The organism is Streptosporangium sandarakinum (assembly GCF_013409935.1).
Taxonomy (GTDB): domain Bacteria; phylum Actinomycetota; class Actinomycetes; order Streptosporangiales; family Streptosporangiaceae; genus Streptosporangium; species Streptosporangium nondiastaticum.
The window spans coordinates 4,077,689-4,102,733 of sequence record NZ_JACCCO010000001.1 but is presented as its reverse complement, the minus strand read 5'-3'; the positions used below and the strand labels follow the sequence as shown (position 1 = coordinate 4,102,733).

Here is a 25,045-nt window from a genome sequence, read left to right as displayed (position 1 = left end):
GCCGCCGGCCTCCGATGCCACCGGAGGCCTCGGACGCGCCCGAGCACTGGCTGAGGCCCGCGTCCAGGCGCTTGAGAGGATCCTGCGGGGCGAGGACGCCCTCGAACCCCTCGGCCGCGCGCCCAGCTCGACGGCCGGCGGACCGCGCTCTTCCTCTGCTCGCCCTGGCCGTCGCCGGGCAGGGCGAGCAGATCCACGCCTCCTGCTCGGCATCGCCTTCGGCGAGCTGTCGCTGAACCAGCCGGTGACCCACGGCCAGCGCGCGCTCTGGCTCGCCGCCGCCCGGGGCGCGTACGGCCCCGCGGCAAGATCTTCGTGCTCCGCAGGCTCGACGCGGTGGCGATCCCGCGCACACCGAGCCCGAACGCTGGCTGAGCGCGCTGACCCCGCACGAGCCCGCGATGGTGGTACCGCCCTCGCTGGTCGACTTCCCCGAGCTCGCCGAGCTTCCCGAGCTGGCCGAGCCGGTTGAGGCCGCCGCACAGCTCGCCCACCTCCGCGCCGCTGCACCGAGATCACTCCACCCGGCAGAACGGTTCCGGCCGCAAACCGGCCACCCCCGAGGGAAGGTCCGCGGAAGCGAGGAGAAGCTCCTCGTCGCGCTACGCCACCTGATCGGCGCCGCCGAGCCCGAGACACCGCCCGGCCCGCTCATCGACCATCTCCTCGCCGACCTGCGGCCGGGCTCCGACCTGCACCTCGCGGGCATTGCCCTGCACGTGGCCGCGCCCATCGTGCGGTCCGCCGCGGAGACCCTCGTCACGACCACCCAGGCCGAGCCGCCGGAGTCGGTCACCATGCCGATCCTGGGGCACAGCGTGGTGCTCCGTCCCGAGGGTCCGGACCCCGAGTCGCTGGCCGCGGCCGAGGAGCGGATCTCCGTCGAGGGTGTGCCGGACCGCGGCCGTCCCTGGATGGGTTACGCGCTCCTCGTCTTCGGCGTGGCCGTACTGGCGACGGCGTTCGCCACCTCGGCGACGCTCCCCCTCGCGGGCCTCGCGCTGGCCCTGTTCGCGGCGGGCGGCTACGGGCTCTGGCACCGGCGCAGGCGCGAGCGGGCCGACGCCGAGTACGTCACCGCGCAGCTCTCCGAACTGAGGGAACTGGCGGAGGGCGCCGTGTGGGCGCTGCACGAGTACGCCCGGGAGAACGAGAAGCGCGTCCAGGACGCGGCGGCGGACCTCGCCGAGCTGACCCGCCTGCTCCGCAGGGGCCCCCCGCGCCCGCTAGGTTCCGTCCTGCGGGTCGTCCCGCCCTCCGCGGGCGACCGGACGGAGACCCACGGAACCGGAACCCGGGTCATACCGCCTCCCGACACGGACGTGCCCGGAGGCGGCGTGGCATCTCCGGGCACGTTCCAAGATCGAAAGGGTCAGCCGGTGGTGATCTCCACGTCGGCGGGCGCCAGCAGGAAGACCTTCTCGGCGATGCGCTCGATACGACCCTCGCAGCCGTAGGCCAGACCCGCCGCGAAGTCGACCATCCGGGTGGCCTCGGCGGTGCTCATGCAGTTGACGTCCATGATGACCGTCTGACCGTCACGGAAGTGCCGCCCGATGAGCGGCGCGTCGTTGTACTTGCGCGGCGTCAGCATCACGATCTGCGAGGGCTCGCTGGTCGAGTGCCAGCGCCTGGCCGCGCGCTCCGACGCGGACTGCCAGTCCTCACCCTCGCCTTCGACGTCGTCCACGTACTCGTAGGACTCGTCGTAGTCCTCCACACCGCTCAGGCCAAGGTATGTCGCCACCTTGCGCACTGCCCCCATCGGCTCGTCCTTTCCTACAGGACCACGCCGCAGCCGGCTTGTCCCTCCACCTTGGACGGTAACCGACGAATTGAAGTTCGCCGCGCGACACGCCCAGGGCTTATTCCCACTTTGTACGGCTAGCGCACTGGTCCACCCGACCCTCATACCCACTTCTGGGCGGATATTGCATCACGACTAGCATTATGGACATGCGCATCTACACGGTCGATTCATTTACCGACCAGTTTTTCAAGGGTAACCCGGCGGGGGTCTGCCTACTCGACAATCCGGCACCGGACGCCTGGATGCAGGCCCTCGCCGCGGAGATGCGGCACTCCGAGACCGCCTTCCTCCTCGGAGGAGAGGCCGGCGAGCCGTACTCGCTCCGCTGGTTCACCCCGGCGACCGAGGTGGCCCTGTGCGGACACGCGACCTTGGCGACGGCGCACGTCCTGTATTCCACCGGAACGGCTCCGGAAACCCTGAAGTTCGCCACGAAGAGCGGAATCCTCGCCGTGACCAGGGACGAAACGGGTCTGATCACCATGGACTTTCCCGCCAAGCCCCTGGAGGAGACCGATCCGCCGGAGGGCCTGACGGAGGCGCTGGGGGTCACTCCCCGGTGGGCCGGCAGGAACGTCTGGGACTACCTCGTGGAGGTGGAGTCCGAGGACGCCGTACGCGCCGTCTCCCCCGACTTCCCCGCCCTGGCGGCCGTGGACGCCCGAGGGGTCATCGTGACCGCCCCTTCGGCTCGTCCCGGCGTCGACTACGTCTCGCGGTTCTTCGCCCCCAGGGTCGGCGTCCCGGAGGACCCGGTCACCGGTTCGGCCCACTGCGCCCTGGCGCCGTACTGGACGGCCAAGCTCGGCTCGGCCACCCTCCTCGGGGAGCAGCTCTCCGAGAGGGGCGGGACGATACGCACGACCGTGCGGGGGGACCGCGTCGAGCTGTCGGGCCGGGCGGTGACCGTCCTCTCCGGCGAGCTCCACGCCTGAGACCCCGAGCGCGTCATCCGAGACCCCGCCCCGGGGCCCCGAACGCTTCCCGGGGACTTCAGGCGTGCCGACCGGGGCCATGGGCGCTTCCCGGAGGCTCCGGGGCGCCGGCGGAGACTCCAGGTCGTGTCGGTCCCGCGGCCCATCGGGAGCCACGACCTCCAGCCGGTTCGCGCCGAACGCGCTCGAACAAAAGCCCGTCTGACGTTTGGACACGAGAATCCCGGCAGATGGAAAAGAACCGCACATACTAAAAAAGCGCCTCACCCGGGCAGTGGAAAAACATGCATGAATCGCAAGAGAACCCCGGAAATGCGGAAAGGGCCGCTCCCCCGGTGAAACCAGGGGGCGGCCCTCTCCAAAAGATTGTCCGGCGGCGACCTACTCTCCCACACCGTCCCCGGTGCAGTACCATCGGCGCTGAAGAGCTTAACTTCCGGGTTCGGAATGTAACCGGGTGTTTCCCCTTCGCCATAACCGCCGTAACACTATGAAACACACAAACACACGCACCCGACCCGGAACCGACATCCCGGGGGTGCAGACGGTGCCTGCTGCCTCAGAATCACACAGTGGACGCGAGCAAAACCAGTGATCACGCGCTGCTCCGGACCCGGCGAAGAGTACAGAGCGCTGCAGAAACCACACGAACGCTTTATGGTCAAGTCCTCGGCCTATTAGTACCGGTCAGCTCCACACATTACTGCGCTTCCACCTCCGGCCTATCAACCCAATCGTCTATTGGGAGCCTTACCCCCTCACGGGGTGGGAGACCTCATCTCAAGGCAAGCTTCCCGCTTAGATGCTTTCAGCGGTTATCCCTCCCGAACGTAGCCAACCAGCCGTGCTCCTGGCGGAACAACTGGCACACCAGAGGTTCGTCCGTCCCGGTCCTCTCGTACTAGGGACAGCCCCTTTCAAGTCTCCTGCGCGCGCAGCGGATAGGGACCGAACTGTCTCGCGACGTTCTAAACCCAGCTCGCGTACCGCTTTAATGGGCGAACAGCCCAACCCTTGGGACCTACTCCAGCCCCAGGATGCGACGAGCCGACATCGAGGTGCCAAACCATCCCGTCGATATGGACTCTTGGGGAAGATCAGCCTGTTATCCCCGGGGTACCTTTTAGCCGTTGAGCGACGGCGCTTCCACATGCCACCGCCGGATCACTAGTCCCAGCTTTCGCTCCTGCTCGACCCGCCGGTCTCACAGTCAAGCTCCCTTGTGCACTTACACTCGACACCTGATTGCCAACCAGGCTGAGGGAACCTTTGGGCGCCTCCGTTACCCTTTAGGAGGCAACCGCCCCAGTTAAACTACCCACCAGACACTGTCCCTGATCCGGATCACGGACCCAAGTTAGACGTCCAAAACGACCAGAGTGGTATTTCACCAATGACTCCACCGGAACTAGCGTCCCAGCTTCACCGTCTCCCACCTATCCTACACAAACCGTTCCAAACGCCAATGTCAAGCTGTAGTGAAGGTCCCGGGGTCTTTCCGTCCTGCTGCGCGTAACGAGCATCTTTACTCGTAGTGCAATTTCGCCGGGTCTGCGGTTGAGACAGCGGGGAAGTCGTTACGCCATTCGTGCAGGTCGGAACTTACCCGACAAGGAATTTCGCTACCTTAGGATGGTTATAGTTACCACCGCCGTTTACTGGCGCTTAAGTTCTCACCTTCGCACACCCGAAGGCATGCTAAGCGGTCCCCTTAACGTTCCAGCACCGGGCAGGCGTCAGTCCGTATACATCGTCTTACGACTTCGCACGGACCTGTGTTTTTAGTAAACAGTCGCTTCCCCCTGGCCTCTGCGGCCCCCACCAGCTCCGAGTGCAAGACTCATCACCAGCGAAGGCCCCCCTTCTCCCGAAGTTACGGGGGCAATTTGCCGAGTTCCTTAACCGCAGTTCACCCGATCGCCTTGGTATTCTCTACCTGACCACCTGAGTCGGTTTCGGGTACGGGCCGCCATGACACTCACTAGAGGCTTTTCTCGGCAGCATAGGATCACCCACTTCGCCACAATCGGCTCGGCATCACGTCTCAGACCCATGAGAGGCGGATTTGCCTACCCCTCGTCCTACACGCTTACCCCAGGAACAACCATCGCCTGGGATGGGCTACCTTCCTGCGTCACCCCATCGCTTACCTACTACCAGATCAGGTCAGGCGTTCACCCTGACGCCCGCTCCGAAGAGCAGACCGGGTTAAGGACCCTTAGTATCACTGGGTTCAGTATGGGCGCATCACAGCGGGTACGGGAATATCAACCCGTTGTCCATCGACTACGCCTGTCGGCCTCGCCTTAGGTCCCGACTTACCCTGGGCGGATTAGCCTGGCCCAGGAACCCTTGGTCATCCGGCGCAGAAGTTTCTCACTTCTGATTCGCTACTCATGCCTGCATTCTCACTCGCACGGCCTCCACAACTGGATCACTCCGCTGCTTCGCCGGCCGCACGACGCTCCCCTACCCATCCACACCCCTCGACAAAAGCCAGGGTTAATGCGTGAATGCCACGACTTCGGCGGTGTACTTGAGCCCCGCTACATTGTCGGCGCAGAATCACTTGACCAGTGAGCTATTACGCACTCTTTCAAGGGTGGCTGCTTCTAAGCCAACCTCCTGGTTGTCACTGCGACTCCACATCCTTTCCCACTTAGCACACGCTTAGGGGCCTTAGTCGGTGGTCTGGGCTGTTTCCCTCTCGACTACGGAGCTTATCCCCCGCAGTCTCACTGCCACGCTCTCACTTACCGGCATTCGGAGTTTGGCTGACGTCAGTAACCTTGTCGGGCCCATCGGCCATCCAGTGCTCTACCTCCGGCAAGAAACACGCGACGCTGCACCTAAATGCATTTCGGGGAGAACCAGCTATCACGGAGTTTGATTGGCCTTTCACCCCTAAACACAGGTCATCCCCCAGGTTTTCAACCCTGGTGGGTTCGGTCCTCCACGCGGTCTTACCCGCGCTTCAACCTGCCCATGCCTAGATCACTCCGCTTCGGGTCTGCAGCATGCGACTCAAACGCCCTATTCAGACTCGCTTTCGCTACGGCTACCCCACACGGGTTAACCTCGCCACACACCGCAACTCGCAGGCTCATTCTTCAAAAGGCACGCAGTCACATCACGAGCAGGGCGAACCCCGCTCACGCTCCTACGGCTTGTAGGCACACGGTTTCAGGTACTCTTTCACGACCCCTCACCGGGGCACTTTTCACCTTTCCCTCACGGTACTAGTGCACTATCGGTCATCAGGGAGTATTTAGGCTTACCAGGTGGTCCTGGCAGATTCACACAGGATTTCTCGGGCCCCGTGCTACTTGGGATCCCCTCCAGCAGTCGACAGGATTTCGCCTACCCGGCTCTCACGGTCTCCGGCGCCCCTTCCCAGAAGCTTCGGCTACCCCATCGATTTCTCACTGCTCACAGTCCCGGCAGAGACTGTCAGAAGGTCCCGCAACCCCGAACACGCAACGCCCGCCGGCTTTAACACGCGCCCGGTTTAGCCTCTTCCGCTTTCGCTCACCACTACTCACGGAATCACTATTTGTTTTCTCTTCCTACGGGTACTGAGATGTTTCACTTCCCCGCGTTACCACCAACCGCCCTATACATTCAGGCGGAGGCAACACCACATGACTGGTGCTAGGTTTCCCCATTCGGACATCCCCGGATCAACGTCTGGTTGGCGACTCCCCGGGGCTTAACGCAGCCTCCCACGTCCTTCATCGGCTCCTGATGCCAAGGCATCCACCGTGTGCCCTAAAAAACTTGGCCACAAAGATGCTCGCGTCCACTATGCAAATCTCAAACAACACGCAGCGACCACCACGACCCCACCACCAGACACCCACCCCCACAAGAGATGAGCCGGTATGACAGGCGGACGGTCCCGCAGAGGGAAAACCAAACCGGCGAGCCCGCCCGAACAGCGGGCCCGCCTGGTCCGTTTCCTCAGGACCCAACAGTGTGTCCGGACCAGCGAAACCCCTCGCAACCGCCGTTCCCACTCCCCCAGAGCGAACCCCGGAGGCGGTACTAGCCGGCCAGCGACTCCGCTGAACCGAATAGCCAGTGCTCCACTAATGAGCGCACCGTGCGCGAGACGTTCGCTCGCGGCCACGGCATGGACCGATCAGCCCCCACCCCAGCGGGTGGCGTGCTGCCGGCCGGTGCTCCTTAGAAAGGAGGTGATCCAGCCGCACCTTCCGGTACGGCTACCTTGTTACGACTTCGTCCCAATCGCCAGCCCCACCTTCGACCGCTCCCCCCCAAAGGGTTGGGCCACGGGCTTCGGGTGTTGCCGACTTTCGTGACGTGACGGGCGGTGTGTACAAGGCCCGGGAACGTATTCACCGCAGCGTTGCTGATCTGCGATTACTAGCGACTCCGACTTCATGGGGTCGAGTTGCAGACCCCAATCCGAACTGAGACCGGCTTTTAGGGATTCGCTCCACCTTGCGGTATCGCAACCCTCTGTACCGGCCATTGTAGCATGTTTGCAGCCCAAGACATAAGGGGCATGATGACTTGACGTCATCCCCACCTTCCTCCGAGTTGACCCCGGCAGTCCCCCATGAGTCCCCACCACCCCGAAGGGCGTGCTGGCAACATGGAGCAAGGGTTGCGCTCGTTGCGGGACTTAACCCAACATCTCACGACACGAGCTGACGACAGCCATGCACCACCTGTCACCCAGTCCGAAGAGGGCTCTGTCTCCAGAGCTTTCCGGGCGATGTCAAGCCTTGGTAAGGTTCTTCGCGTTGCGTCGAATTAAGCAACATGCTCCGCCGCTTGTGCGGGCCCCCGTCAATTCCTTTGAGTTTTAGCCTTGCGGCCGTACTCCCCAGGCGGGGCGCTTAATGCGTTAGCTACGGCGCGGAAACCGTGGAAGGTCCCCACACCTAGCGCCCAACGTTTACGGCGTGGACTACCAGGGTATCTAATCCTGTTCGCTCCCCACGCTTTCGCTCCTCAGCGTCAGGTAAGGCCCAGAGAACCGCCTTCGCCACCGGTGTTCCTCCTGATATCTGCGCATTTCACCGCTACACCAGGAATTCCGTTCTCCCCTGCCTACCTCTAGCCAGCCCGTATCGAATGCAGACCTGGAGTTAAGCCCCAAGCTTTCACATCCGACGCGACAAGCCACCTACGAGCTCTTTACGCCCAATAATTCCGGACAACGCTTGCGCCCTACGTATTACCGCGGCTGCTGGCACGTAGTTAGCCGGCGCTTCTTCTGCAGGTACACGTCAACTTCGTCCCTGCTGAAAGAGGTTTACAACCCGAAGGCCGTCATCCCCCACGCGGCGTCGCTGCGTCAGGCTTCCGCCCATTGCGCAATATTCCCCACTGCTGCCTCCCGTAGGAGTCTGGGCCGTGTCTCAGTCCCAGTGTGGCCGGTCGCCCTCTCAGGCCGGCTACCCGTCGTCGCCTTGGTAGGCCGTTACCCCACCAACAAGCTGATAGGCCGCGAGTCCATCCCCAACCGAAAAGACTTTCCACACGCATCCCATGCGGAAGCGTGTCGTATCCGGTATTAGACCCAGTTTCCCGGGCTTATCCCAGAGTCAGGGGCAGATTACTCACGTGTTACTCACCCGTTCGCCGCTCGAGTACCCCGAAGGGCCTTTCCGCTCGACTTGCATGTGTTAAGCACGCCGCCAGCGTTCGTCCTGAGCCAGGATCAAACTCTCCAAACAATGTCTACAGAGTTTCTCCCGGCTGAAAGCATCCCCATCCCCAGCGAAGGAGACGAGGTGCATCAACCAAAGGAATCCGTCCTCCCACCGAAGCGGGTGGGACGGGGTTGTGCATCATGCACTGGCTTTTAACACACTGTTGAGTTCTCAAGAAACGGACGCGTTCACCGTCGATCCGGACCCTCAGGGCCGTTTCTTCGGGGCGTTTCGTTCGTTTCGTTGTGCCTTTATTCTTTCAGACCGGCTTTTTCGTGTCAAACCGCTCTTTCGGAGCGACTTTCTTCGATTCCACCGACCCGAAGGGAATTCGGGCGTCCCGTTTCCGGGGCAACCCCTCAAACTTACCAGCCTCTGAGCGGCTCTGCGAACCGATCAACGCGGCGGTGCGTTTCAAGGGGATATCGGGGAACACGGTACAAGCCACGCCGAAGTCACCGAAGTGATTGGAGTGGTTTGGCCGGTCCCTGCCGACCACGAAAGATTAGCAGTCCCCGCGGACCGCTTGAGCCGTAACGGCCGAACATCTCCCCGCCCCGAACCGAGCCGAGTCGGGCCGAGCCGAACTGAGCGCCGGACCGAGCCGTGCCGCCGAGCCGTGCCGCCGAGCCGTGGCAGCCGAACCGCCCTCCGGAGAGTGCCCCGGAGAAGACCCCGGACCCCCGGGGACGGGTCCGGCGGGAAACATAGACTCGGCGGGTGAGCAGTCAGATGCCGCCCAAGGCGAAGAAGGTTCCCAGCGAGCGCGTACACCACGGGGACACCGTGATCGACGAGTACGCGTGGCTGACGGTCAAGGACGATCCCGACACGATCGCTTACCTCGAAGCGGAGAACGCCTATACGGAGCAGGCGACCGCTCATCTCAAGCCCCTGCAGGAGACGATCTTCCAGGAGATCAAGAGCCGGACGCTGGAGACCGACCTCTCGGTCCCCAGCCGGAAGAACGGCTGGTGGTACTACTCGCGGACCGAGGAGGGCAAGCAGTACGGCATCCAGTGCCGGGTCGCGGCCACCGGGGAGACGCCCCCCGAGCTGAAGGCCGGCGAGCCGCTTCCCGGTGAGGAGGTCCTCCTCGACGGCAACGAGCTGGCCGGGGACAGCGACTTCTTCGCCATCGGCACCAGCGCGGTCAGCCCCGACGGCACCATGATGGCCTACTCGGTGAACTTCACCGGCGACGAGCGCTTCACCCTGAGGGTGAGGAACCTCGCCACCGGGGAGATCCTCCCCGACGAGATCCCCGGCATCTTCTACGGCGGCGCCTGGTCGGCGGACGGCACCGCCTTCTTCTACACGACGGTGGACGAGAGCTGGCGGCCGTACCGGGTCCACCGGCACACGATCGGCACCGCGGCCGAGGACGACGTCCTGGTCCACGAGGAGACCGACGAGCGGTTCTGGCTGGGCATCGGCCTCAGCCGCAGCGAGCGCTACCTGATGCTGGCGGCCGAAAGCAAGATCACCAGCGAGGTCAGGATCCTGGAGGCGGACGACCCCGCGGGCGAGTTCCGTGTCGTACGGCCCCGCGAGACGGGCGTCGAGTACGGCGTCGAGCACGCCGGCGACCGCTTCCTGGTCCTGCACAACCGGAACGCGGAGAACTTCGAGCTGGCCACCGCCCCGCTCGACGACCCCGGCACCTGGACCCCGCTGATCGAGCACCGCGCCGACACCCGGCTGCTCAACGTCGATGCGTTCCAGAGCCACTCCGTCGTGCACTTCCGCCGGGACGGCCTCACCGGCATCCGCATCCTCCCGGGGGACGGCGAGCCGTACGAGATCTCCTTCCCCGAGCCGATCTACGACGTCGGGCCCGCCGGCAACCCGGAGTTCGTCACCGAGCGGCTGCGCCTGGGCTACACCAGCATGATCACCCCCGCGTCGGTCTACGACTACGACCTGGCGACGCGCGAGCTGATCCTGCTGAAGCGCAAGCCGGTGCTCGGCGGTTACGACCCGGACGACTACGAGCAGTTCCGCGAGTGGGCGACGGCCTCCGACGGCACCCGCGTCCCCATCTCGATCGTGGTCAGGAAGGGCACCGAGCGGCCCGCGCCCACCCTCCTGTACGGCTACGGCAGCTACGAGGTGTCGATCGACCCGTCGTTCTCGATCCCCAGGCTCAGCCTGCTCGACCGGGGCTTCGTCTTCGCCATCGCGCACATCCGGGGCGGCGGCGAGATGGGCCGCCGCTGGTACGAGGACGGCAAGTTCCAGCAGAAGAAGAACACCTTCACCGACTTCGTCGCCGCCGCCGAGCACCTGAAGGCCGAGGGGTGGTCGAGCTCGATCGTCGCCCGGGGCGGTTCGGCCGGCGGGCTGCTGATGGGGGCGGTGGCGAACCTCGCGCCGGAGAGCTTCGCCGGCGTCGTCGCCCAGGTGCCGTTCGTGGACGCGCTCAACACGATCCTCGATCCGTCGCTGCCGTTGACGGTGATCGAGTGGGACGAGTGGGGCGATCCCCTGCACAACGCCGACGTGTACGAGTACATGAAGTCGTACACGCCGTACGAGAACGTGGACGACCGGGTCTACCCGCCGATCTTCGCGATCACCAGCCTCAACGACACCCGGGTCTTCTACCACGAGCCCGCCAAATGGGTCGCGAAGCTCCGCGACACCGCGCGGGGCGGGCCGTTCCTGCTCAAGACGGAGATGGGCGCCGGCCACGGCGGACGCAGTGGCAGGTACGACGCCTGGCGCGAGGAGGCTCTCGTCCTCTCCTGGATCCTCGACACGGCCAAGGTGACCAAGTGACGTACACGGCGGCGGACGACCGCTACGACGGGCGGCAGCCGTACAACAGGGTCGGCAGGAGCGGGCTGAGGCTGCCCGCCGTCTCCCTGGGGCTCTGGCACAACTTCGGCGACGACAAGCCCTTCGAGACCCAGCGGGCCATCCTGCGCCGGGCGTTCGACCTGGGGGTGACCCACTTCGACCTGGCCAACAACTACGGCCCGCCGTACGGCTCGGCGGAGACCAACTTCGGCCGGCACCTGCGGGAGGACTTCGCGCCGTACCGCGACGAGCTGGTGATCTCGACGAAGGCCGGGTACGACATGTGGCCCGGCCCCTACGGTGAGTGGGGGTCGCGCAAGTACCTGCTCGCCAGCCTCGACCAGTCGCTGAAGCGGATGGGCCTGGACTACGTCGACATCTTCTACAGCCACCGGTTCGACCCGGACACCCCGCTGGAGGAGACGATGGGCGCGCTGGACCACGCGGTCCGGTCGGGCCGGGCGCTGTACGCGGGCATCTCCTCCTACTCGCCGGAGCACACCGTCGAGGCGGCGCGGATCATGCGGGAGATGGGCACGCCGCTGCTCATCCACCAGCCGTCCTACTCGATGCTCAACCGGTGGATCGAGGGCGGGCTGCTCGACGCCCTGGAGCGGGAGGGCATGGGCTGCATCGCGTTCTCACCGCTGGCCCAGGGCATGCTGACCAGCCGCTACCTCGACGGGATCCCCGAGGGGTCCCGGGCATCGCTGGGGAGGTTCCTCACCCCCGAGATGCTGACCGAGGAGACGATGCGGCACGTCCGCCGGCTCAACGAGATCGCCCAGGGGCGGGGGCAGACGCTCGCCCAGATGGCGCTCTCCTGGGCGCTGCGCGACAGCCGCGTGACGTCCGTGCTGATCGGCGCGAGCAGCGTCGGGCAGCTTGAGGACAGCCTCGGAGCGGTGCGGAACCTGTCGTTCACCGACGACGAGCTCGTGGCCATCGACAAGGACGCGGTCGAGGCGGGCATCAACATCTGGGCCCGGTCGAGCGAGGCCTGACCTTCCGGCGCCCGGGACCGCGGTTCCGGGCGCCGGAAGGGACCTCGGGCACGGGGTCCCGCCGGGCGGGGTCCACGGACGGGAGCCGCGCCGGACCCGCGGACGTGGGCGTCCGCCTCCCGGGACCGGGGCCCGCCGGACGGGCGGGAGCGTCCTACAGCGCCTCGTGCCGCTGGAGGTAGGCGAACGAGGCCCACCCGGGCAGGACCGGCAGCCAGAAGGTGAACAGCCGGAACAGCAGCACCGCCGACGTGGCGATCTCCTTGGGCAGGCCGGCGAGGGTCAGGCCGGCCGCGAGGGAGACCTCGACGGCGCCGAGGCCGCCGGGGGTGGGGGCGGCGGAGCCGATGGCGTTGCCGGCGAGGAAGACGATCGCCACGGCGGTGAAGTCGAGGGAGCCGCCGAAGGCCCGGATGGAGGCGTCGAGGCAGGTCACGAAGAAGATGGTCAGCATGAGCGTGCCGGCGAAGCCCTCGAAGAGCTTGCTGGGCGTCTGCAGGACGTCCAGCAGGCGCGGGACGACGCCCGAGAACAGGCTGCGGACCCGGGAGGTGACCATCCTGCGCAGCCGCGGGACTCCCAGCACGCCCAACGTCACCAGGGCGACGGCCAGCAGCGCGAACACCAGGGTCCGCGAGGGCGTGAACGACTGGGCGGTCCGGGAGCCGGTGACGTAGGCGAACAGCAGCAGCAGGCCGATGTGGAAGGCCAGGCCGATGACCTGCGAGGCGCCCACGCTGGCCACCGCCTGCCCCGGCGGAATGCCACGTTTCTGCAGGTACCGGGTGTTTATGGCGACGCCGCTGACCGCGGCGGGCGCGACGAGCTTGACGAAGGACCCGGCGAACTGGACGAGCACCGTACGGCCCAGCGGCAGCTTCTCCGGCACGAAGCCCTTGAGCATCAGGGCGGCGGCGACGTAGCTCAGCATCGCGGCGGCGAGCGCGACGACGGTCCAGCCCCACTTGGCGGAGCTGAGGACGTTCAGGTTGATCTGGCTGAGCGAGCCGACCAGGAAGTACGCGGCGACGGTGCTGGCGATGATCGTGACGAGGGTCCGCGGGCGGAAGCGCTCCAGGCGGACCTCCTCGCTCTCCACCTTGGGGGCGAGCTCGACGATCCGCTCCCGGATGTCCGGCAGCAGGCCCTTGTTCCGGTTGAGCGCCGCCCGGGTCTCGCGGGTGAGCGCGATGGGCTGCAGCAGCGGCAGCGCGCCGGCCAGCACGCCGGGCCCCGCGACGGTGGCGGCGGCGTCGACCGCGCGCTCGGCGCCGACGCGCAGGCTGAGGTAGGTGAGGAGCTGGGCGACGTCGAGGCGGAGCAGCAGGTCGCCGGCGGCGATCTCTCCGCTGCGGGCGTCCATGAGGACGATGCGGCCCTCGTCGTCGACGTGGATGCTGTCACCGGTCAGCCTCCGGTGGGCGAGGCGCTGGACCTGCAGGAGCAGGACCTGCTCCCAGATCTGGGCGAGCAGGTTGTCGTCGATCTCCTCGTCGGGGATGTCGTCGAGGGGACGGGTGGGGACGTGCGCGTAGGCGAGCAGTGCCGCCTCGGTGCCGATCTCGCTGGTGCCGACGAGGCGGGGCGTGCTGACTCCGGCGGCCTGGGCGGCGTACGCCATCAGGGCCTCACGCTCCAGCTCGGCGCGGAGCGAGCGGATGGCGCGGCGGCGGGTCTCGCTGTTGAGCCGGATCCGCCGCCAGAGCCGGTAGAGAAGCCCGGCGACCTGGCGGTCGCGGTCGAGGACGGTGACGTCGAGGCGGTTGCCGTCCTTGAGGTCGACGGCGTAGCGCCTGCTGCTCTGGTGGTCGTCGTCCATCCGCCGGGCCTTGACGGGCTGGAAGCCCAGCTTGCGGAGCGTGGTGATGATCGCACTGCCCGGCGGACGGGTGTTGGGGCTGCCCAGGCCGTACAGGGTGGCGTAGCCGACGGCCAGGCCGACCAGGAGGGAGACGGCGACGCCGAGGAGGGTGGCGGCGCTGCCGGCGAAGAGCGCGATGGTGTTGAGCGCGACCGCGCTCCACAGGGCCGCGCGCCAGGTGGGGCGGCGGGAGATGCGCACCGCGGTGACGTAGGCGATGACCGAGGTGACCAGCGTGTTGAGCGGCTCGATGTCGCCGCGGCCGTTGGTGAACAGGAACCGCAGCTCGGCGGAGCCGAACTTGATGATCCACTCGCCGAGTGCGAAGGAGAGGACCATGCCGGCGATGGCGGCGAAGACGCCTTCGGCGACCCGCAGGCCGTCGCGGTGGAGCACCCGCTCGATCGCGTAGGCGGCGGGGACGCCGAGCATGGCGGCCCCGCTCAGCACGCCCACCACGCCGCCGAGGAGGAACGGCAGGTGGTTGGTGCTGTCGGCCACGTCGCCCTCAAGGCCGTTGAGCGTCTTCTGCGCCACGAGCGCGAGGAGCACCACGGCCGCCAGCACGATGACCGTGGCGAGGAAGCGCAGCAGGTCGGAGGGGCGCCGGATGCGCTGCGGGAGCAGCGGCTCGATGACGAGCACGGCGGTATCGCCGCTCGCCGGGGGCCTCTCACCGCCGGCGGACGACGCTTCTCCGTGCTCTCTGATTTCGGTCACCACCCGCGATTCTGCACGTTCTCCATTGCTGTTGCGTCATCGATCTTCATTACGGATACGTCACCGATCTTCCTTTCGTGCCGGCGCCCGGAGCCGTGAACACCGTGCCGTCCGGGCTTCCGGCCGTCCGGCGGTTGGCTTCCATTCTGCTGTGCGGAACCGGAAAAGAAGCCCCGCCCTCCCCCGTACGGGGATCCCGGCGGCGACCGACGGGGCGAATGGATCATGAAAGGCACGTTCCAGGCCCGGCTTCCCGCGCGCCTACGCCGCCGGGGACGACCCGTCAAGTAGGGAGGGGGGAACACCCCGAACGCTGATTCGACTCCGCTCGATAACGAATGTCGGTGCGGTCTTTAAAGATCAAGATTGTCCGGACTACGTTCTGTCCCATCGCGATCACGGGGGATTTCCGGCACCACCGTTGTTCTCCAAAGGAGTCCGCATGCGCGCACGCGCGTCGAGGGGTCTGGTAGCCGCGGTCACCACCGCGGCGGCCGTGGCCCTGCCCGTCGTCTCCGCCGTCCCGGCGAGCGCCGATCCCAACCCGGCCGGGCTGAGCCAGTCGGTCAAGGTCCCGTCCGTCAAGCAGCACCTGGCGAAGTTCCAGCAGATCGCCGACGCCAACGGCGGCACCCGGGCGTCGGGCACCCCCGGCCACGAGGCCTCGGTGGCCTACGTCGCCGGCAAGCTGCGCGCCGCCGGGTACGACGTGACCCTGCAGGAGTTCGAGTTCCCGTTCTTCCGCGAGATCACCCCGGCCGTCATGGAGCGGGTCTCCCCCGCGGCGAAGACCTACGCGCGCAACACCGACTTCAAGGTCATGACCTACTCCGGCTCGGGGAGCGTCACGGCCCCGGTGCAGGGTGTGGACCTGACGCTGCCGCCGAGCCCGACGCCCAACAGCTCGACCTCGGGGTGTGAGGCGAGCGATTTCGCGGGCTTCACCGCGGGCAACATCGCCCTGATGCAGCGCGGCACCTGCAACTTCCAGGTCAAGGCCGAGAACGCCCAGGCGGCCGGGGCCTCGGGTGTGATCATCTTCAACGAGGGTCAGCCGGGCGAGGGCGCCAACGACCGCCGGACCCTGCTGAGCGGCACCCTCAACGAGCCCACCACGCACATCCCCGTCGTCGGCGCCACCTTCGCGGCCGGCAGCGAGCTGGCCGCGACCGGGACGACGGTGCGGCTCGCGGTGAGCACCGAGAGCGATCTGCACCGCAAGACCCGCAACGTCATCGCCGAGAGCCGCAAGGGCGACCCGGGCAAGGTCGTCATGCTGGGCGCCCACCTCGACAGCGTCCCCGAGGGACCGGGCATCAACGACAACGGCTCGGGCAGCGCGGCCATCCTGGAGACCGCGCTGCGGGCGGGTCACCTGCCCACCCGCAACCGGCTCCGCTTCGCCTTCTGGGGCGCCGAGGAGCTCGGCCTGCTCGGCTCCGAGCACTACGTGGACGGCCTCTCCGCCGAGGAGAAGGCCCGGATCAAGCTGTACCTGAACTTCGACATGATCGCCTCACCGAACTACACGCTGGGGATCTACGACGGCGACGACTCCGACAAGACGGGCGCCCCGGCGGGCCCGGCGGGATCGGACGAGATCGAGAAGCTCTTCGAGACGTACTACCGGACGATCCGCCAGCCGTACGTCGGCACCGACTTCACCGGCCGGTCCGACTACGGCCCGTTCATCGCGGTGGGCATCCCGGCCGGCGGCCTGTTCACCGGCGCGGAGGGCATCAAGAGCCCCGAGGAGGCGGCCAAGTTCGGCGGCCAGGCCGGGGTCGCCTACGACAAGTGCTACCACCAGGCGTGCGACACCATCGCCAACATCAGCGACAAGGCGCTGACGATCAACACCGGCGCGGTCGCGACGGCGGCGTTCGTCTACGCCTACAGCCGCGACCTGCCCGGCGGCGGCACGCCCGCCGCCACCCGGGCGGGCACCGGGGGCGGCGGCCTCGGGGCCGACCACGACCACGGCGACGTCTCGGAGTGACCCGCGGGGGCGTCCGGGTGACATGTCCGGGCGTCCCGGAGCTCCGGGTGTCCCCGGGTGACGCGCAGGGGTGTTCCGGGGTGACCCGCGAGGGCGCCCCGGGGCGACCCGGGAAAGGGAGAGGGGTACGGCCAGCGTGGCCGTACCCCCCTTCGGCGTCCACGGCTAAAGTCGGAGCCATGTCGCTGGGTGATATGGGTGAACTGCGCGTTCTGGGGGCCTGCCCGCTGGACTGTCCCGACACGTGCTCGTGGGTCGTGACGGTGCGGGACGGCGAGGCCCTCGGGATGCGGGGCAACCCCGACCAGCCCTACACCCGGGGCGCGCTCTGCGTGAAGGTCAACCGCTACCTGGAGCAGGTGAAGTCGCCCGACCGCATCCTGTACCCGCTGCGCCGTACCGGTCCCAAGGGGTCGGGGGAGTTCGAGCGGATCACCTGGGACGAGGCCCTGGAGGAGATCTCCGTACGGCTGCGCCGGATCGTCGACGAGCACGGCGGCGAGGCCATCTGGCCCTACCAGGGCACCGGCACGCTCGGCTACATCCAGGGCGTCGAGGGCGAGGCGGGGCGCCGGTTCTGGAACGTGCTGGGCGCCTCCCGGCACGTCGCGAACATCTGCTCGGCCGCCGGCAACGCCGGCCTCACCGAGATCAACGGCACGCCCGGCGGGATGGACCCCGAGACGTTCGCGCTGTCGAAGCTGATCCTGCTGTGGGGCACCAACACGCTGACCAGCGGCCACCACCTGTGGAAGTTCATCCAGGACGCCCGCGCGGACGGAGCGCACGTGGTCGCGATCGACCCGATCCGCACCCGCACCGCCGACCAGGCCGACGAGTACCTGCCGATCCGGCCCGGCACCGACGCGGCGCTGGCGCTGGGGCTGCTGAACGTGGTCCTCGCCGAGGGCGCGGAGGACCGCGACTACCTCGCCCGGCACACCGAGGGCTGGGAGGGCTTCCGCGAGGAGATCCTCCGCCACCCCCCGGAGGTGGTCGCGGAGATCACCGGGCTGCCCGAGTCGGACATCCGGGCCCTGGGACTGCGGCTGGCGCACACCCGGCCCACCGGCATCCGGGCCACGATGGGCATCCAGCGGCACGCCGGCGGCGGCGCCGCGCTGCGCACGATCGCCGCCATCCCGGCGGTGACCGGCGACTGGCGCCGTCCCGGCGGCGGGGTCGCCTACTCCACCAGCGGATACATCCACCTGAACATCGACACCCGCGACGACCTGCTCGCCCGGCCGGTGCGGCGGCGGACGATGACCCGGCTGGCCGACGAGCTGGACGAGTCGGTGAAGTGCCTGTGGGTCTACGGCGCCAACCCGATGGCCTCCACCTCCGACCAGAACCGCATCCGCGAGCGGCTGCTGCGCGAGGACCTGTTCACGGTCGTGATGGAGCACTTCCCCACCGACACCGTCGACTACGCCGACATCGTGCTGCCCGCGACCATGCAGATCGAGCACACCGACCTGCACGCCGGCTACGGGCACATGTACCTGATGTGGAACGAGCCCGCCGTCCCGCCGCCGGGCGAGTGCCTGTCGACGATGGAGACGTTCCGCCGGCTGGCCCGGCACATGGGCCTGACCGAGCCGTCGCTGTACGACTCCGACCTTGAGCTGGCCGAGCAGCTCCTGTCCTCCGGCCACCCGTCGCTGGCCGGGATCACGGTGGACCGGCTGCGCAAGGAGGGGTGGGTCCGGCTGAGCGTGCCGCGGCCGTTCACGCCGTTCGCCGACGGCTTCCCCACCCCCTCGGGGAGGCTCCGGTTCGGCTCCGGACCCGCCTACGTCCCCCCGCGCACGGCCTCGGCCGCCGAGGGGCCGTACCCGCTGACGCTGGTCACCCCGGCCTCGCACATGTTCCTGAACAGCACGTTCGGCAACAACCCCGAGCTGCTTCGGCGCTCCCGGGGCCCCCGGGTCCTGGTCAACCCGGCCGATGCCGGGTCGCGGGGGCTCGTCGACGGGCAGCGGGCCCGGGTGTTCAACGACGTCGGCGGGTTCGAGGCCGTGGTGGAGATCAGCGACCGGGTACGGCCCGGCGTGGTGGCCGCCACCAAGGGCCACTGGCGCAAGCTGAGCGCCGGAGGCTCGACGGTGAACGCCGCGGTGGAGGCGCGCGACGCCGACCTGGGCCGGGGCGCCGTCTACCACGACAACCTGGTCGAGATCAGCCCGAGTGCTTCGTGACGAACGCCGTGATCGCCTGAAGCGCCTTGTCGCCCTGCTCGGCGGTGAACAGGGCGCTGGCGTGCTCCCGGCCGTTCAGCACGAGGAGCTGGCGGTCGGCCGACTTCTTCGCCTCCTGGTAGACGGCCCGCGCCAGTTCGAGCGGGGCGGTCGAGTCCTCGTCGGCGGTGACCTGGAGGAAGGGCGCCTTGAGGGCGGTGACGTCCCCGGGCTGGGTCGTGCCGCCGGAGACGCTGATGACCCCGGCCACCGGGAACTTCAGCAGGCCGGCCGCGAGCACGGACTGCCGCCCGCCCATCGAGCCGCCGATCAGGAACACCTTCTCGACGCCCGCGTCGTGCAGCCGCCGGGCCATCTCCACGGTGTCCTTCTCGGGGCTCACCACGTCGTTGCGGTCGAACAGCAGGACGCGGCGGCCCTCGGCGACCAGCCGCTCGGCCAGCGGCAGCCAGTCGCACACGGTGCCGCGACGCTCGTAGGAGACGACCGCGCCGACCTTCCCCTTGCCCATGATCACGCCCTTGGTGACGGTGCCGTCACGGGTGTACTTGAAGATCTCGCCCTTGTCCGCGGTGACGCAGCCGGCGATGTTCTCCCCGGTAGGGCTGGGACTGGAGTTCGGGGTCGGCAGGCCGGTCGGGGTGGGGCTCGCCGCGGCGCTCTCCGTGGCGCTCGCGGCGGCGCTCGTGGTGGCGGCCGGGGCCGCCGCCGGGTCGCCGGTGTTCCCGCCGCAGGCCGCCAGCAGCATGGCCAGGGCTCCCAGCCCCAACGCGTGTCGTCTCATATCGCCCGTCCCGTCGGCTCGTGTCGTTAGCGGTGGGGACGAGGATAACGATCAACTCAGGGTGAGCTTGTATCCCTCGTGGGAGGCGACGAAGCCGAGCGAGTCGTAGAACCGGTGGGCGTCCTTGCGGGCCTTGTCGGTGGTGAGCTGGACCAGCGCGCAGCCGCGGGCGCGGCCCCGCTCGACGGCCCACTCCATCATCCGGCGGCCCAGCCCCCGGCCGCGCAGCGGGGCCGCGACGCGGACCGCCTCGATCTGCATCCGCAGGGCGCCGCGCCGGGAGATGCCGGGGATGTAGGTGAGCTGCATGGTGCCCACCACCTCGCCGTCCAGCTCGGCGACGACGAGCTCGTTGCCGGGGTCGGCCTCGATGGCGTCGAAGGCGGCGCGGTGCTCCTCGCCGAGCTCGCCGGTGCGGGCGGCCGCGATGGCGTCGTCGGCGATCAGGGACACGATGGCCGGCAGGTCGCCGGGCCGGGCGAGGCGGAATTCCACGGGCATGGCGACCAACCTACCGGGGCGGGAATCCGGCGAATCCGCAGGGTGCGGGGGGCATGGAGCCGGCGCGAAGCCGCAGGGCGCGGGGTCAGGGTCGAAATCAGGGTCTCTCCCCGATGCGGGCAGGGGGGCTCGGGAGGCACCCTGAACGCATGAGCAACGAACTGACTCGTCGTGACGAGATCTCACTCGCCGGAGCCGCCCTGCACGGCGCGCCCTGGAAGGCCGCCGCGGTGACCGGCGGTACCGCAGCGGCCGTCAGCTTCGGCCTCGGCGTGATCCTGCCGGGAAGCGCCGACCTGACCTGGGCGCTGTCGCTGGGCATCGTCCTGTTCAGCCTGGTCACGGCCGTCGGCGCGGTCTCCAGGCCCGAGAGGGGCGACCGGGTGACCCGGCAGGCCCGGCTCTGGGCCCTGCGCCACCCCTGGCGCTTCTCGCTCTACCCGGCGCTCGGGGCCGCCGCGCTCATGTATCCGGTCCAGCTCGTCGTGGACGGCGAGGGCGTGTTCGGCGCGGCGTTCGACGCGCTCCAGGGCGGCGTCGCGGTGTACCTCATCACCGCGTTCCTGGCCCTGGTCTTCCGGGGACGGGGCCGCGAGCACCGCTCCCTGCCGTACGGCGGCTGAGCGCGGGCGCGGTCCCGCCGCACCCGGCCGCCGGCCTTCCCGGTACGGCCCGCCGGCTCCCGGTCGGGTCCGTCCGGTCGGTCAGGTTTGTCAGGTCCTCGTGGCGGGCGCGGAGCGATCAACCGCCGGTGGACGGCGGCGCGCCCACCGCCTCCGCCGCCGCCTTCAGGCGCTCCAGGGTCCGCAGCATGTCGGCCCGCTCGCGGGCGGCCCGGTCGCGGACGCCGGAGACGAGCCCGCCCAGCAGACGCAGGACCGGGCCGCGGGTGTCCCAGGTGCTCTGCTCCACATGGCAGCCGGTCCCGGAGGGGGTGATCTCGAAGCGCCGGATCGCCACGTCCAGCAGGCCGCCCGCGCGGACGCCGTAGGCGAAGACCCGGTGGGGATCGGCGACGGTGACCGTGCAGAGCGTGGACCACCGCCGCCGGCCGTTCCTGTCGCGCCCGCGGAACCTCGCGCCGGGCCGCGGCCCGCGGATCGGGCCGACCCATTCGGCGCTCTCGCACTCGACGTTCCAGCCGCTCATGTCCGTGACATCGGTGACGAGCTCGTAGACCGTCTCGGGCGGCGCCGAGACATGAATGCTCACGGACGCGCTCGGGGGGCTCATGACCGCAGCATTCCCGAGCGAACATCATTCCGGCAAGACCCGCCATCGCACGGGGACCGGCCGCCCCTGAGGCCCCGGGCCGTCCCGGGGCCGCCGCACATCCCAGGGCCCTTGAACCTCCCGGGGCCGTCGCACATCCCAGGGCTGTCGTGCGCTCCGCGCGGGGACCGGCGTCAGGACCTCTCGTACTCGGCGCGGCAGACGCAGAACTCGTTGCCCTCGGGGTCGAGCATGGTCACCCAGCCCCTGCCGTCGGAGGCGCGCCGGTCGTCGTGGATCGTGGCGCCGAGCTTCAGCAGCCGCTCCACCTCCTCCTCGCGGGTGGTGCCGTCGGACCCGGTGACGTCCAGGTGGATGCGGTTCTTGACCGCCTTGCCCTCGGGGACCTTGATGAACAGCAGGCCGGGCGTGCCCGGCACGAGGATCTCGTCGTCGCCGGCGCTGCCGTCCGGGTGGATCGGCCGTCCGGTGGCCTGGCTCCAGAAGGTCGCCAGCTCGTACGGCTCGGCGCAGTCGAAGGTCACGTATTCGATCGCAATCATGCCCCACACCTAATCGCGACACCGTCTAAGCCGTCAAGCAGGTTACGCGGCACGCCGGAACCGGCACCGAGGCCAGGCGCGGCCGTCAGGCCGTCTCCCACCACACCGTGAACCACCGCTCGCGCGGGAGCGGCCACATGCCCAGGGCGACGGCGGCCCCGGCCACCTCCCCCACCCGGTCGGGGGTGAGGCAGAGCCTCCGGCAGGCGCTTTCGGCGAGCTCGTCCAGCGACGCGTAGCGGGGCAGCGGAGCCGCGTGGGACTCGTGGCGGACCTCGTGGCCGAGCGCCCCGGCGACGGCGATCAGGTCGTGCGCCGTCGGCCGGGCGGGGCGGGGAAGGCCGTGGAAGTGCCTCCACAGCGGGGTGAGCCAGCTCATCGGGTGATGCTCGGTGAGCTCCAGGACGACCCGGCGCCGGGCGTGGCCGGTCAGCTCGGACAGGAAAGCGGCCAGGTCGGGCACGTTGTAGACGACGTGGGCGGCGACCGCGACGTCGGCCACCGGGGTGCGGGCCGCCATGTCGGGCCAGCGGCCCGGCACCGTCCGGACCGGGACGCCGAGCCGTTCGGCCCGGGGCGTCAGCTCGGCCAGCATCCCGGCGGAGGCGTCCACCGCGATCAGCTCCCCCAGGCGGCCGGCCAGCGGCAGCGAGGCCGCCCCGGTGCCGGCGCCGACGTCGAGCACGCTCCCCCCGGCGGGCAGCGCCTCGGCGATCCTGGTCAGGGACGGGCCTTCGGGGGCCGCGAGCGCGTGCTCGGTGCGCTGGGCGAACCGCGCCGGGGAGTGTCCCCAGGGGCTCACCGGGGCCCGCCTGAGGATGTGCTCGGGGATGTCCCACCGCGCGAGGTCGGCGCGCCACCGCCCGTCCACCGGCGGGTCGCCCGCCGGTCCCCGCCCGCCCGTCCCGCCGTACGACTTCGTCATGTCCCGAGGGTACGGCGGCGCGTCCCGCAGGCCGGCGGACCGGCAGGCCGGAACCCGGAGGTCCCCTGGGTAAAGGGTTTCTCCAGGGCGTGTGACAAACGTCCCATCATTGCCGTTTTTTAGGGGTTACTCGCGGGTAGCATTGTCGGTAAGGTTACTGGCGAGTATGCAAGCGTCCCGGTTCACCCGTGTGAAGGAGCCGACCCCATGGGCCACTACAAGAGCAACATCCGTGACCTGGAGTTCAATCTCTTCGAGGTGTTCGGGCGCCGGGACATCCTGGGCAGCGGTCTGTTCGCCGACATCGACGAGGACGTCGTGCGCAGCGTCCTGGACGAGGTGAACCGCCTCGCCTCCGGCGTGCTGGCCGACTCTTTCGAGGAGGGCGACCGCAAGCCTCCGGTGTTCGACCCGGCCTCCGGCACCGTCACCATGCCGGAGGGTTTCAAGAGGTCCTTCGCCGCCTACCGTGACGCCGGCTGGACCAACCTCGGCCTGCCCGCCGAGTTGAACGGCCCCGGCCTGCCCAACAGCGTCAACTGGGCGCTGGCCGAGCTGGTGCTCGGCGCCAACCCGGCCATCTGGATGTACTCCAGCGGCCCCGCCTTCGCCCACGTGCTGCACACGATCGGCACCGAGGACCAGAAGCGCTTCGCCGAGCTGGCCATCGAGCACCAGTGGGGCGCCACGATGGTCCTCACCGAGCCCGACGCCGGCTCCGACGTGGGCGCCGGCCGTGCCAAGGCCGTGCAGCAGCCCGACGGCACCTGGCACATCGAGGGCGTCAAGCGCTTCATCACCAGCGCCGAGCACGACATGGCCGACAACATCTTCCACCTCGTGCTGGCCCGCCCCGAGGGGCACGGCGTCGGCACCAAGGGCCTGTCGATGTTCCTGGTCCCGAAGTACCACGTGGACCTCTCCACCGGTGAGCTGGGCGAGCGCAACGGCGTCTACGTCACCAACGTCGAGAAGAAGATGGGCCTGAAGGTCTCCACGACCTGCGAGCTCACCTTCGGCGAGAAGCACCCGGCCGTCGGCACGCTGGTCGGTGACGTGCACCAGGGCATCAAGCAGATGTTCATGATCATCGAGCACGCCCGCATGATGGTCGGCACCAAGGCGATCGCCACCCTCTCCACCGGCTACCTGAACGCCCTGGAGTACGCCAGGCAGCGGGTGCAGGGCTCCGACCTCACCCAGATGGCCGACAAGTCCGCCCCGCGCGTGACCGTCATCCGCCACCCGGACGTCCGCCGCGAGCTCATGCTCCAGAAGTCGTACGCCGAGGGCATGCGCGCGCTGGTCCTGCTGACCGCGACCTACCAGGACGCCGTGCAGATCGCCGGGGCCGAGGGCCGCCGCGACGAGCACGCCGAGGCCATGAACGACCTGCTGCTCCCGCTGGTCAAGGGCGTCGGGTCCGAGCGCTCCTACGAGCTGCTGGCCCGCTCGCTGCAGACCCTGGGCGGCTCCGGCTACCTGCAGGACTACCCGATCGAGCAGTACATCCGGGACGCCAAGATCGATTCCCTCTACGAGGGCACCACCGCGATCCAGGGCATGGACCTGTTCTTCCGCAAGGTCATGCGCAACCAGGGCGTCGCCCTCGGCACGATGTACGGCGACATCAAGGCGTTCGCCGCCTCCGACGCCGGCAACGGCCGCCTCAAGGAGGAGCGCAAGCTCCTCGGCGAGGCCGCGGACGAGGTCAAGGCCATGGCCGACACGATGGCCGGCTGGGCGATCTCCTCGCTGGAGACGCCGCAGGAGGTCTACAAGGTCGGTCTCAACACCACCCGGTTCCTGCTCGCCCTGGGCGACGTGGTGATCGGCTGGCTGCTGCTGCGCCAGGCCGAGGTGGCCCTCAAGGCGCTCGGCGAGTCCGACCGGGACAGGGCGTTCTACACCGGCAAGGTCGCGGCGGCCTCGTTCTTCGCCCAGACCGTCCTGCCCCGCGTCGCGGCCGAGCGCCGGGTGCTCGCCGCGACGAACCAGGACCTGATGGAGCTGCCCGAAGAGGCCTTCTGATCCGCTGATCCCG

At 68.5% G+C, this 25,045-nt stretch carries 16 protein-coding genes and 3 rRNA genes; 8 read left to right on the top strand and 11 right to left on the bottom strand.

Features of this window, described 5'->3' with window-relative positions; translation table 11 throughout:
* Positions 1–253, bottom strand: a 253-nt coding sequence (locus tag HDA43_RS34420) for a hypothetical protein (RefSeq protein ID WP_218911774.1), incomplete at its 3' end; no start/stop codon positions are given.
* Positions 254–401: 148 nt separating this feature from the next.
* On the opposite strand from HDA43_RS34420, the gene HDA43_RS18580 reads away from it, so the two are divergent.
* The gene (locus tag HDA43_RS18580; RefSeq protein WP_179822507.1) at positions 402–1,457 is read left to right on the top strand and encodes a hypothetical protein; all 1,056 of its coding nucleotides are present in this window, start codon (positions 402–404) and stop codon (positions 1,455–1,457) included.
* On the opposite strand, the gene HDA43_RS18575 is transcribed toward HDA43_RS18580, so the two are convergent.
* Positions 1,373–1,765 (bottom strand): cell division protein SepF, encoded by a 393-nt coding sequence (locus HDA43_RS18575; protein WP_179817696.1) that lies wholly within the window; start codon positions 1,763–1,765, stop codon positions 1,373–1,375. The genes HDA43_RS18580 and HDA43_RS18575 overlap by 85 nt on opposite strands.
* A gap of 191 nt (positions 1,766–1,956) precedes the next feature.
* Here HDA43_RS18575 and HDA43_RS18570 point away from each other — a divergent pair, with 191 nt between their 5' ends.
* Positions 1,957–2,745: a PhzF family protein gene (locus HDA43_RS18570; protein ID WP_179817697.1), complete on the top strand. Its 789-nt coding sequence runs from the start codon at positions 1,957–1,959 to the stop codon at positions 2,743–2,745.
* Between the two features lie 368 nt (positions 2,746–3,113).
* Here HDA43_RS18570 and rrf read toward each other — a convergent pair.
* The 3 genes from rrf to HDA43_RS18555 all read right to left on the bottom strand — a co-directional run bounded on the left by rrf (position 3,114) and on the right by HDA43_RS18555 (position 8,453).
* A 5S ribosomal RNA gene (rrf, locus tag HDA43_RS18565) occupies positions 3,114–3,230 on the bottom strand.
* A 172-nt stretch (positions 3,231–3,402) separates the two neighbouring features.
* Positions 3,403–6,528: ribosomal RNA gene (locus HDA43_RS18560) — 23S ribosomal RNA — on the bottom strand.
* A 406-nt stretch (positions 6,529–6,934) separates the two neighbouring features.
* Positions 6,935–8,453: ribosomal RNA gene (locus HDA43_RS18555) — 16S ribosomal RNA — on the bottom strand.
* Together the 16S, 23S and 5S rRNA genes form the textbook arrangement of a ribosomal RNA operon.
* A 696-nt stretch (positions 8,454–9,149) precedes the next feature.
* On the opposite strand from HDA43_RS18555, the gene HDA43_RS18550 reads away from it, so the two are divergent.
* Positions 9,150–11,210 (top strand): S9 family peptidase, encoded by a 2,061-nt coding sequence (locus HDA43_RS18550; RefSeq protein WP_179822505.1) that lies wholly within the window; start codon positions 9,150–9,152, stop codon positions 11,208–11,210.
* Positions 11,207–12,235, top strand: a complete 1,029-nt coding sequence (gene mgrA, locus HDA43_RS18545; RefSeq protein ID WP_179822502.1) for an L-glyceraldehyde 3-phosphate reductase — start codon at positions 11,207–11,209, stop codon at positions 12,233–12,235. Before HDA43_RS18550 ends, mgrA begins: the two co-directional genes overlap by 4 nt.
* A gap of 154 nt (positions 12,236–12,389) precedes the next feature.
* Here mgrA and HDA43_RS18540 read toward each other — a convergent pair whose 3' ends face one another.
* The gene (locus HDA43_RS18540; RefSeq protein ID WP_312873371.1) at positions 12,390–14,816 is read right to left on the bottom strand and encodes a lysylphosphatidylglycerol synthase transmembrane domain-containing protein; all 2,427 of its coding nucleotides are present in this window, start codon (positions 14,814–14,816) and stop codon (positions 12,390–12,392) included.
* 442 nt (positions 14,817–15,258) lie between these two features.
* Between HDA43_RS18540 and HDA43_RS18535 the strand changes: the two genes are divergently transcribed.
* Entirely contained in the window at positions 15,259–16,815 is a 1,557-nt protein-coding gene (locus HDA43_RS18535) for a M28 family metallopeptidase (RefSeq protein WP_179822499.1), read from the top strand.
* A 179-nt stretch (positions 16,816–16,994) separates the two neighbouring features.
* Entirely contained in the window at positions 16,995–19,016 is a 2,022-nt protein-coding gene (locus tag HDA43_RS18530; protein WP_179822497.1) for a molybdopterin-containing oxidoreductase family protein, read from the top strand.
* Here HDA43_RS18530 and HDA43_RS18525 read toward each other — a convergent pair.
* Positions 18,997–19,800, bottom strand: coding sequence for an alpha/beta hydrolase (locus HDA43_RS18525; protein ID WP_179822494.1), 804 nt, complete (start codon positions 19,798–19,800; stop codon positions 18,997–18,999). The genes HDA43_RS18530 and HDA43_RS18525 overlap by 20 nt on opposite strands.
* 51 nt (positions 19,801–19,851) lie before the next feature.
* Positions 19,852–20,301, bottom strand: a complete 450-nt coding sequence (locus HDA43_RS18520) for a GNAT family N-acetyltransferase (RefSeq protein WP_179822492.1) — start codon at positions 20,299–20,301, stop codon at positions 19,852–19,854.
* Positions 20,302–20,450: 149 nt separating this feature from the next.
* On the opposite strand from HDA43_RS18520, the gene HDA43_RS18515 reads away from it, so the two are divergent.
* Positions 20,451–20,924 (top strand): hypothetical protein, encoded by a 474-nt coding sequence (locus tag HDA43_RS18515; RefSeq protein WP_179822490.1) that lies wholly within the window; start codon positions 20,451–20,453, stop codon positions 20,922–20,924.
* Between the two features lie 118 nt (positions 20,925–21,042).
* Here HDA43_RS18515 and HDA43_RS18510 read toward each other — a convergent pair whose 3' ends face one another.
* The 3 genes from HDA43_RS18510 to HDA43_RS18500 all read right to left on the bottom strand — a co-directional run bounded on the left by HDA43_RS18510 (position 21,043) and on the right by HDA43_RS18500 (position 23,001).
* Entirely contained in the window at positions 21,043–21,534 is a 492-nt protein-coding gene (locus tag HDA43_RS18510; RefSeq protein ID WP_179822488.1) for an SRPBCC family protein, read from the bottom strand.
* Between the two features lie 173 nt (positions 21,535–21,707).
* Positions 21,708–22,076 carry a VOC family protein gene (locus HDA43_RS18505; protein ID WP_179822485.1) on the bottom strand — a complete coding sequence of 123 codons (369 nt, stop codon included), beginning with the start codon at positions 22,074–22,076 and terminating at the stop codon, positions 21,708–21,710.
* A gap of 85 nt (positions 22,077–22,161) precedes the next feature.
* The gene (locus HDA43_RS18500; RefSeq protein WP_218911773.1) at positions 22,162–23,001 is read right to left on the bottom strand and encodes a class I SAM-dependent methyltransferase; all 840 of its coding nucleotides are present in this window, start codon (positions 22,999–23,001) and stop codon (positions 22,162–22,164) included.
* 207 nt (positions 23,002–23,208) lie between these two features.
* Here HDA43_RS18500 and HDA43_RS18495 point away from each other — a divergent pair, with 207 nt between their 5' ends.
* The gene (locus HDA43_RS18495) at positions 23,209–25,032 is read left to right on the top strand and encodes an acyl-CoA dehydrogenase (RefSeq protein ID WP_179822483.1); all 1,824 of its coding nucleotides are present in this window, start codon (positions 23,209–23,211) and stop codon (positions 25,030–25,032) included.
* Positions 25,033–25,045: the final 13 nt, after the last annotated feature.

What these genes read in the sequence shown, in the direction of transcription:
- HDA43_RS18525 (WP_179822494.1), bottom strand. Translation starts at nt 19,800, where the DNA reads ATGAGACGACACGCGTTGGGGCTGGGAGCCCTGGCCATGCTGCTGGCG.
- HDA43_RS18535 (WP_179822499.1), top strand. Translation starts at nt 15,259, where the DNA reads ATGCGCGCACGCGCGTCGAGGGGTCTGGTAGCCGCGGTCACCACCGCG.
- HDA43_RS18510 (WP_179822488.1), bottom strand. Translation starts at nt 21,534, where the DNA reads ATGAGCCCCCCGAGCGCGTCCGTGAGCATTCATGTCTCGGCGCCGCCC.
- HDA43_RS18495 (WP_179822483.1), top strand. Translation starts at nt 23,209, where the DNA reads ATGGGCCACTACAAGAGCAACATCCGTGACCTGGAGTTCAATCTCTTC.
- HDA43_RS18580 (WP_179822507.1), top strand. Translation starts at nt 402, where the DNA reads ATGGTGGTACCGCCCTCGCTGGTCGACTTCCCCGAGCTCGCCGAGCTT.
- HDA43_RS18520 (WP_179822492.1), bottom strand. Translation starts at nt 20,301, where the DNA reads ATGCCCGTGGAATTCCGCCTCGCCCGGCCCGGCGACCTGCCGGCCATC.
- HDA43_RS18500 (WP_218911773.1), bottom strand. Translation starts at nt 23,001, where the DNA reads ATGACGAAGTCGTACGGCGGGACGGGCGGGCGGGGACCGGCGGGCGAC.
- HDA43_RS18515 (WP_179822490.1), top strand. Translation starts at nt 20,451, where the DNA reads ATGAGCAACGAACTGACTCGTCGTGACGAGATCTCACTCGCCGGAGCC.
- HDA43_RS18570 (WP_179817697.1), top strand. Translation starts at nt 1,957, where the DNA reads ATGCGCATCTACACGGTCGATTCATTTACCGACCAGTTTTTCAAGGGT.
- HDA43_RS18530 (WP_179822497.1), top strand. Translation starts at nt 16,995, where the DNA reads ATGTCGCTGGGTGATATGGGTGAACTGCGCGTTCTGGGGGCCTGCCCG.
- HDA43_RS18575 (WP_179817696.1), bottom strand. Translation starts at nt 1,765, where the DNA reads ATGGGGGCAGTGCGCAAGGTGGCGACATACCTTGGCCTGAGCGGTGTG.
- HDA43_RS18505 (WP_179822485.1), bottom strand. Translation starts at nt 22,076, where the DNA reads ATGATTGCGATCGAATACGTGACCTTCGACTGCGCCGAGCCGTACGAG.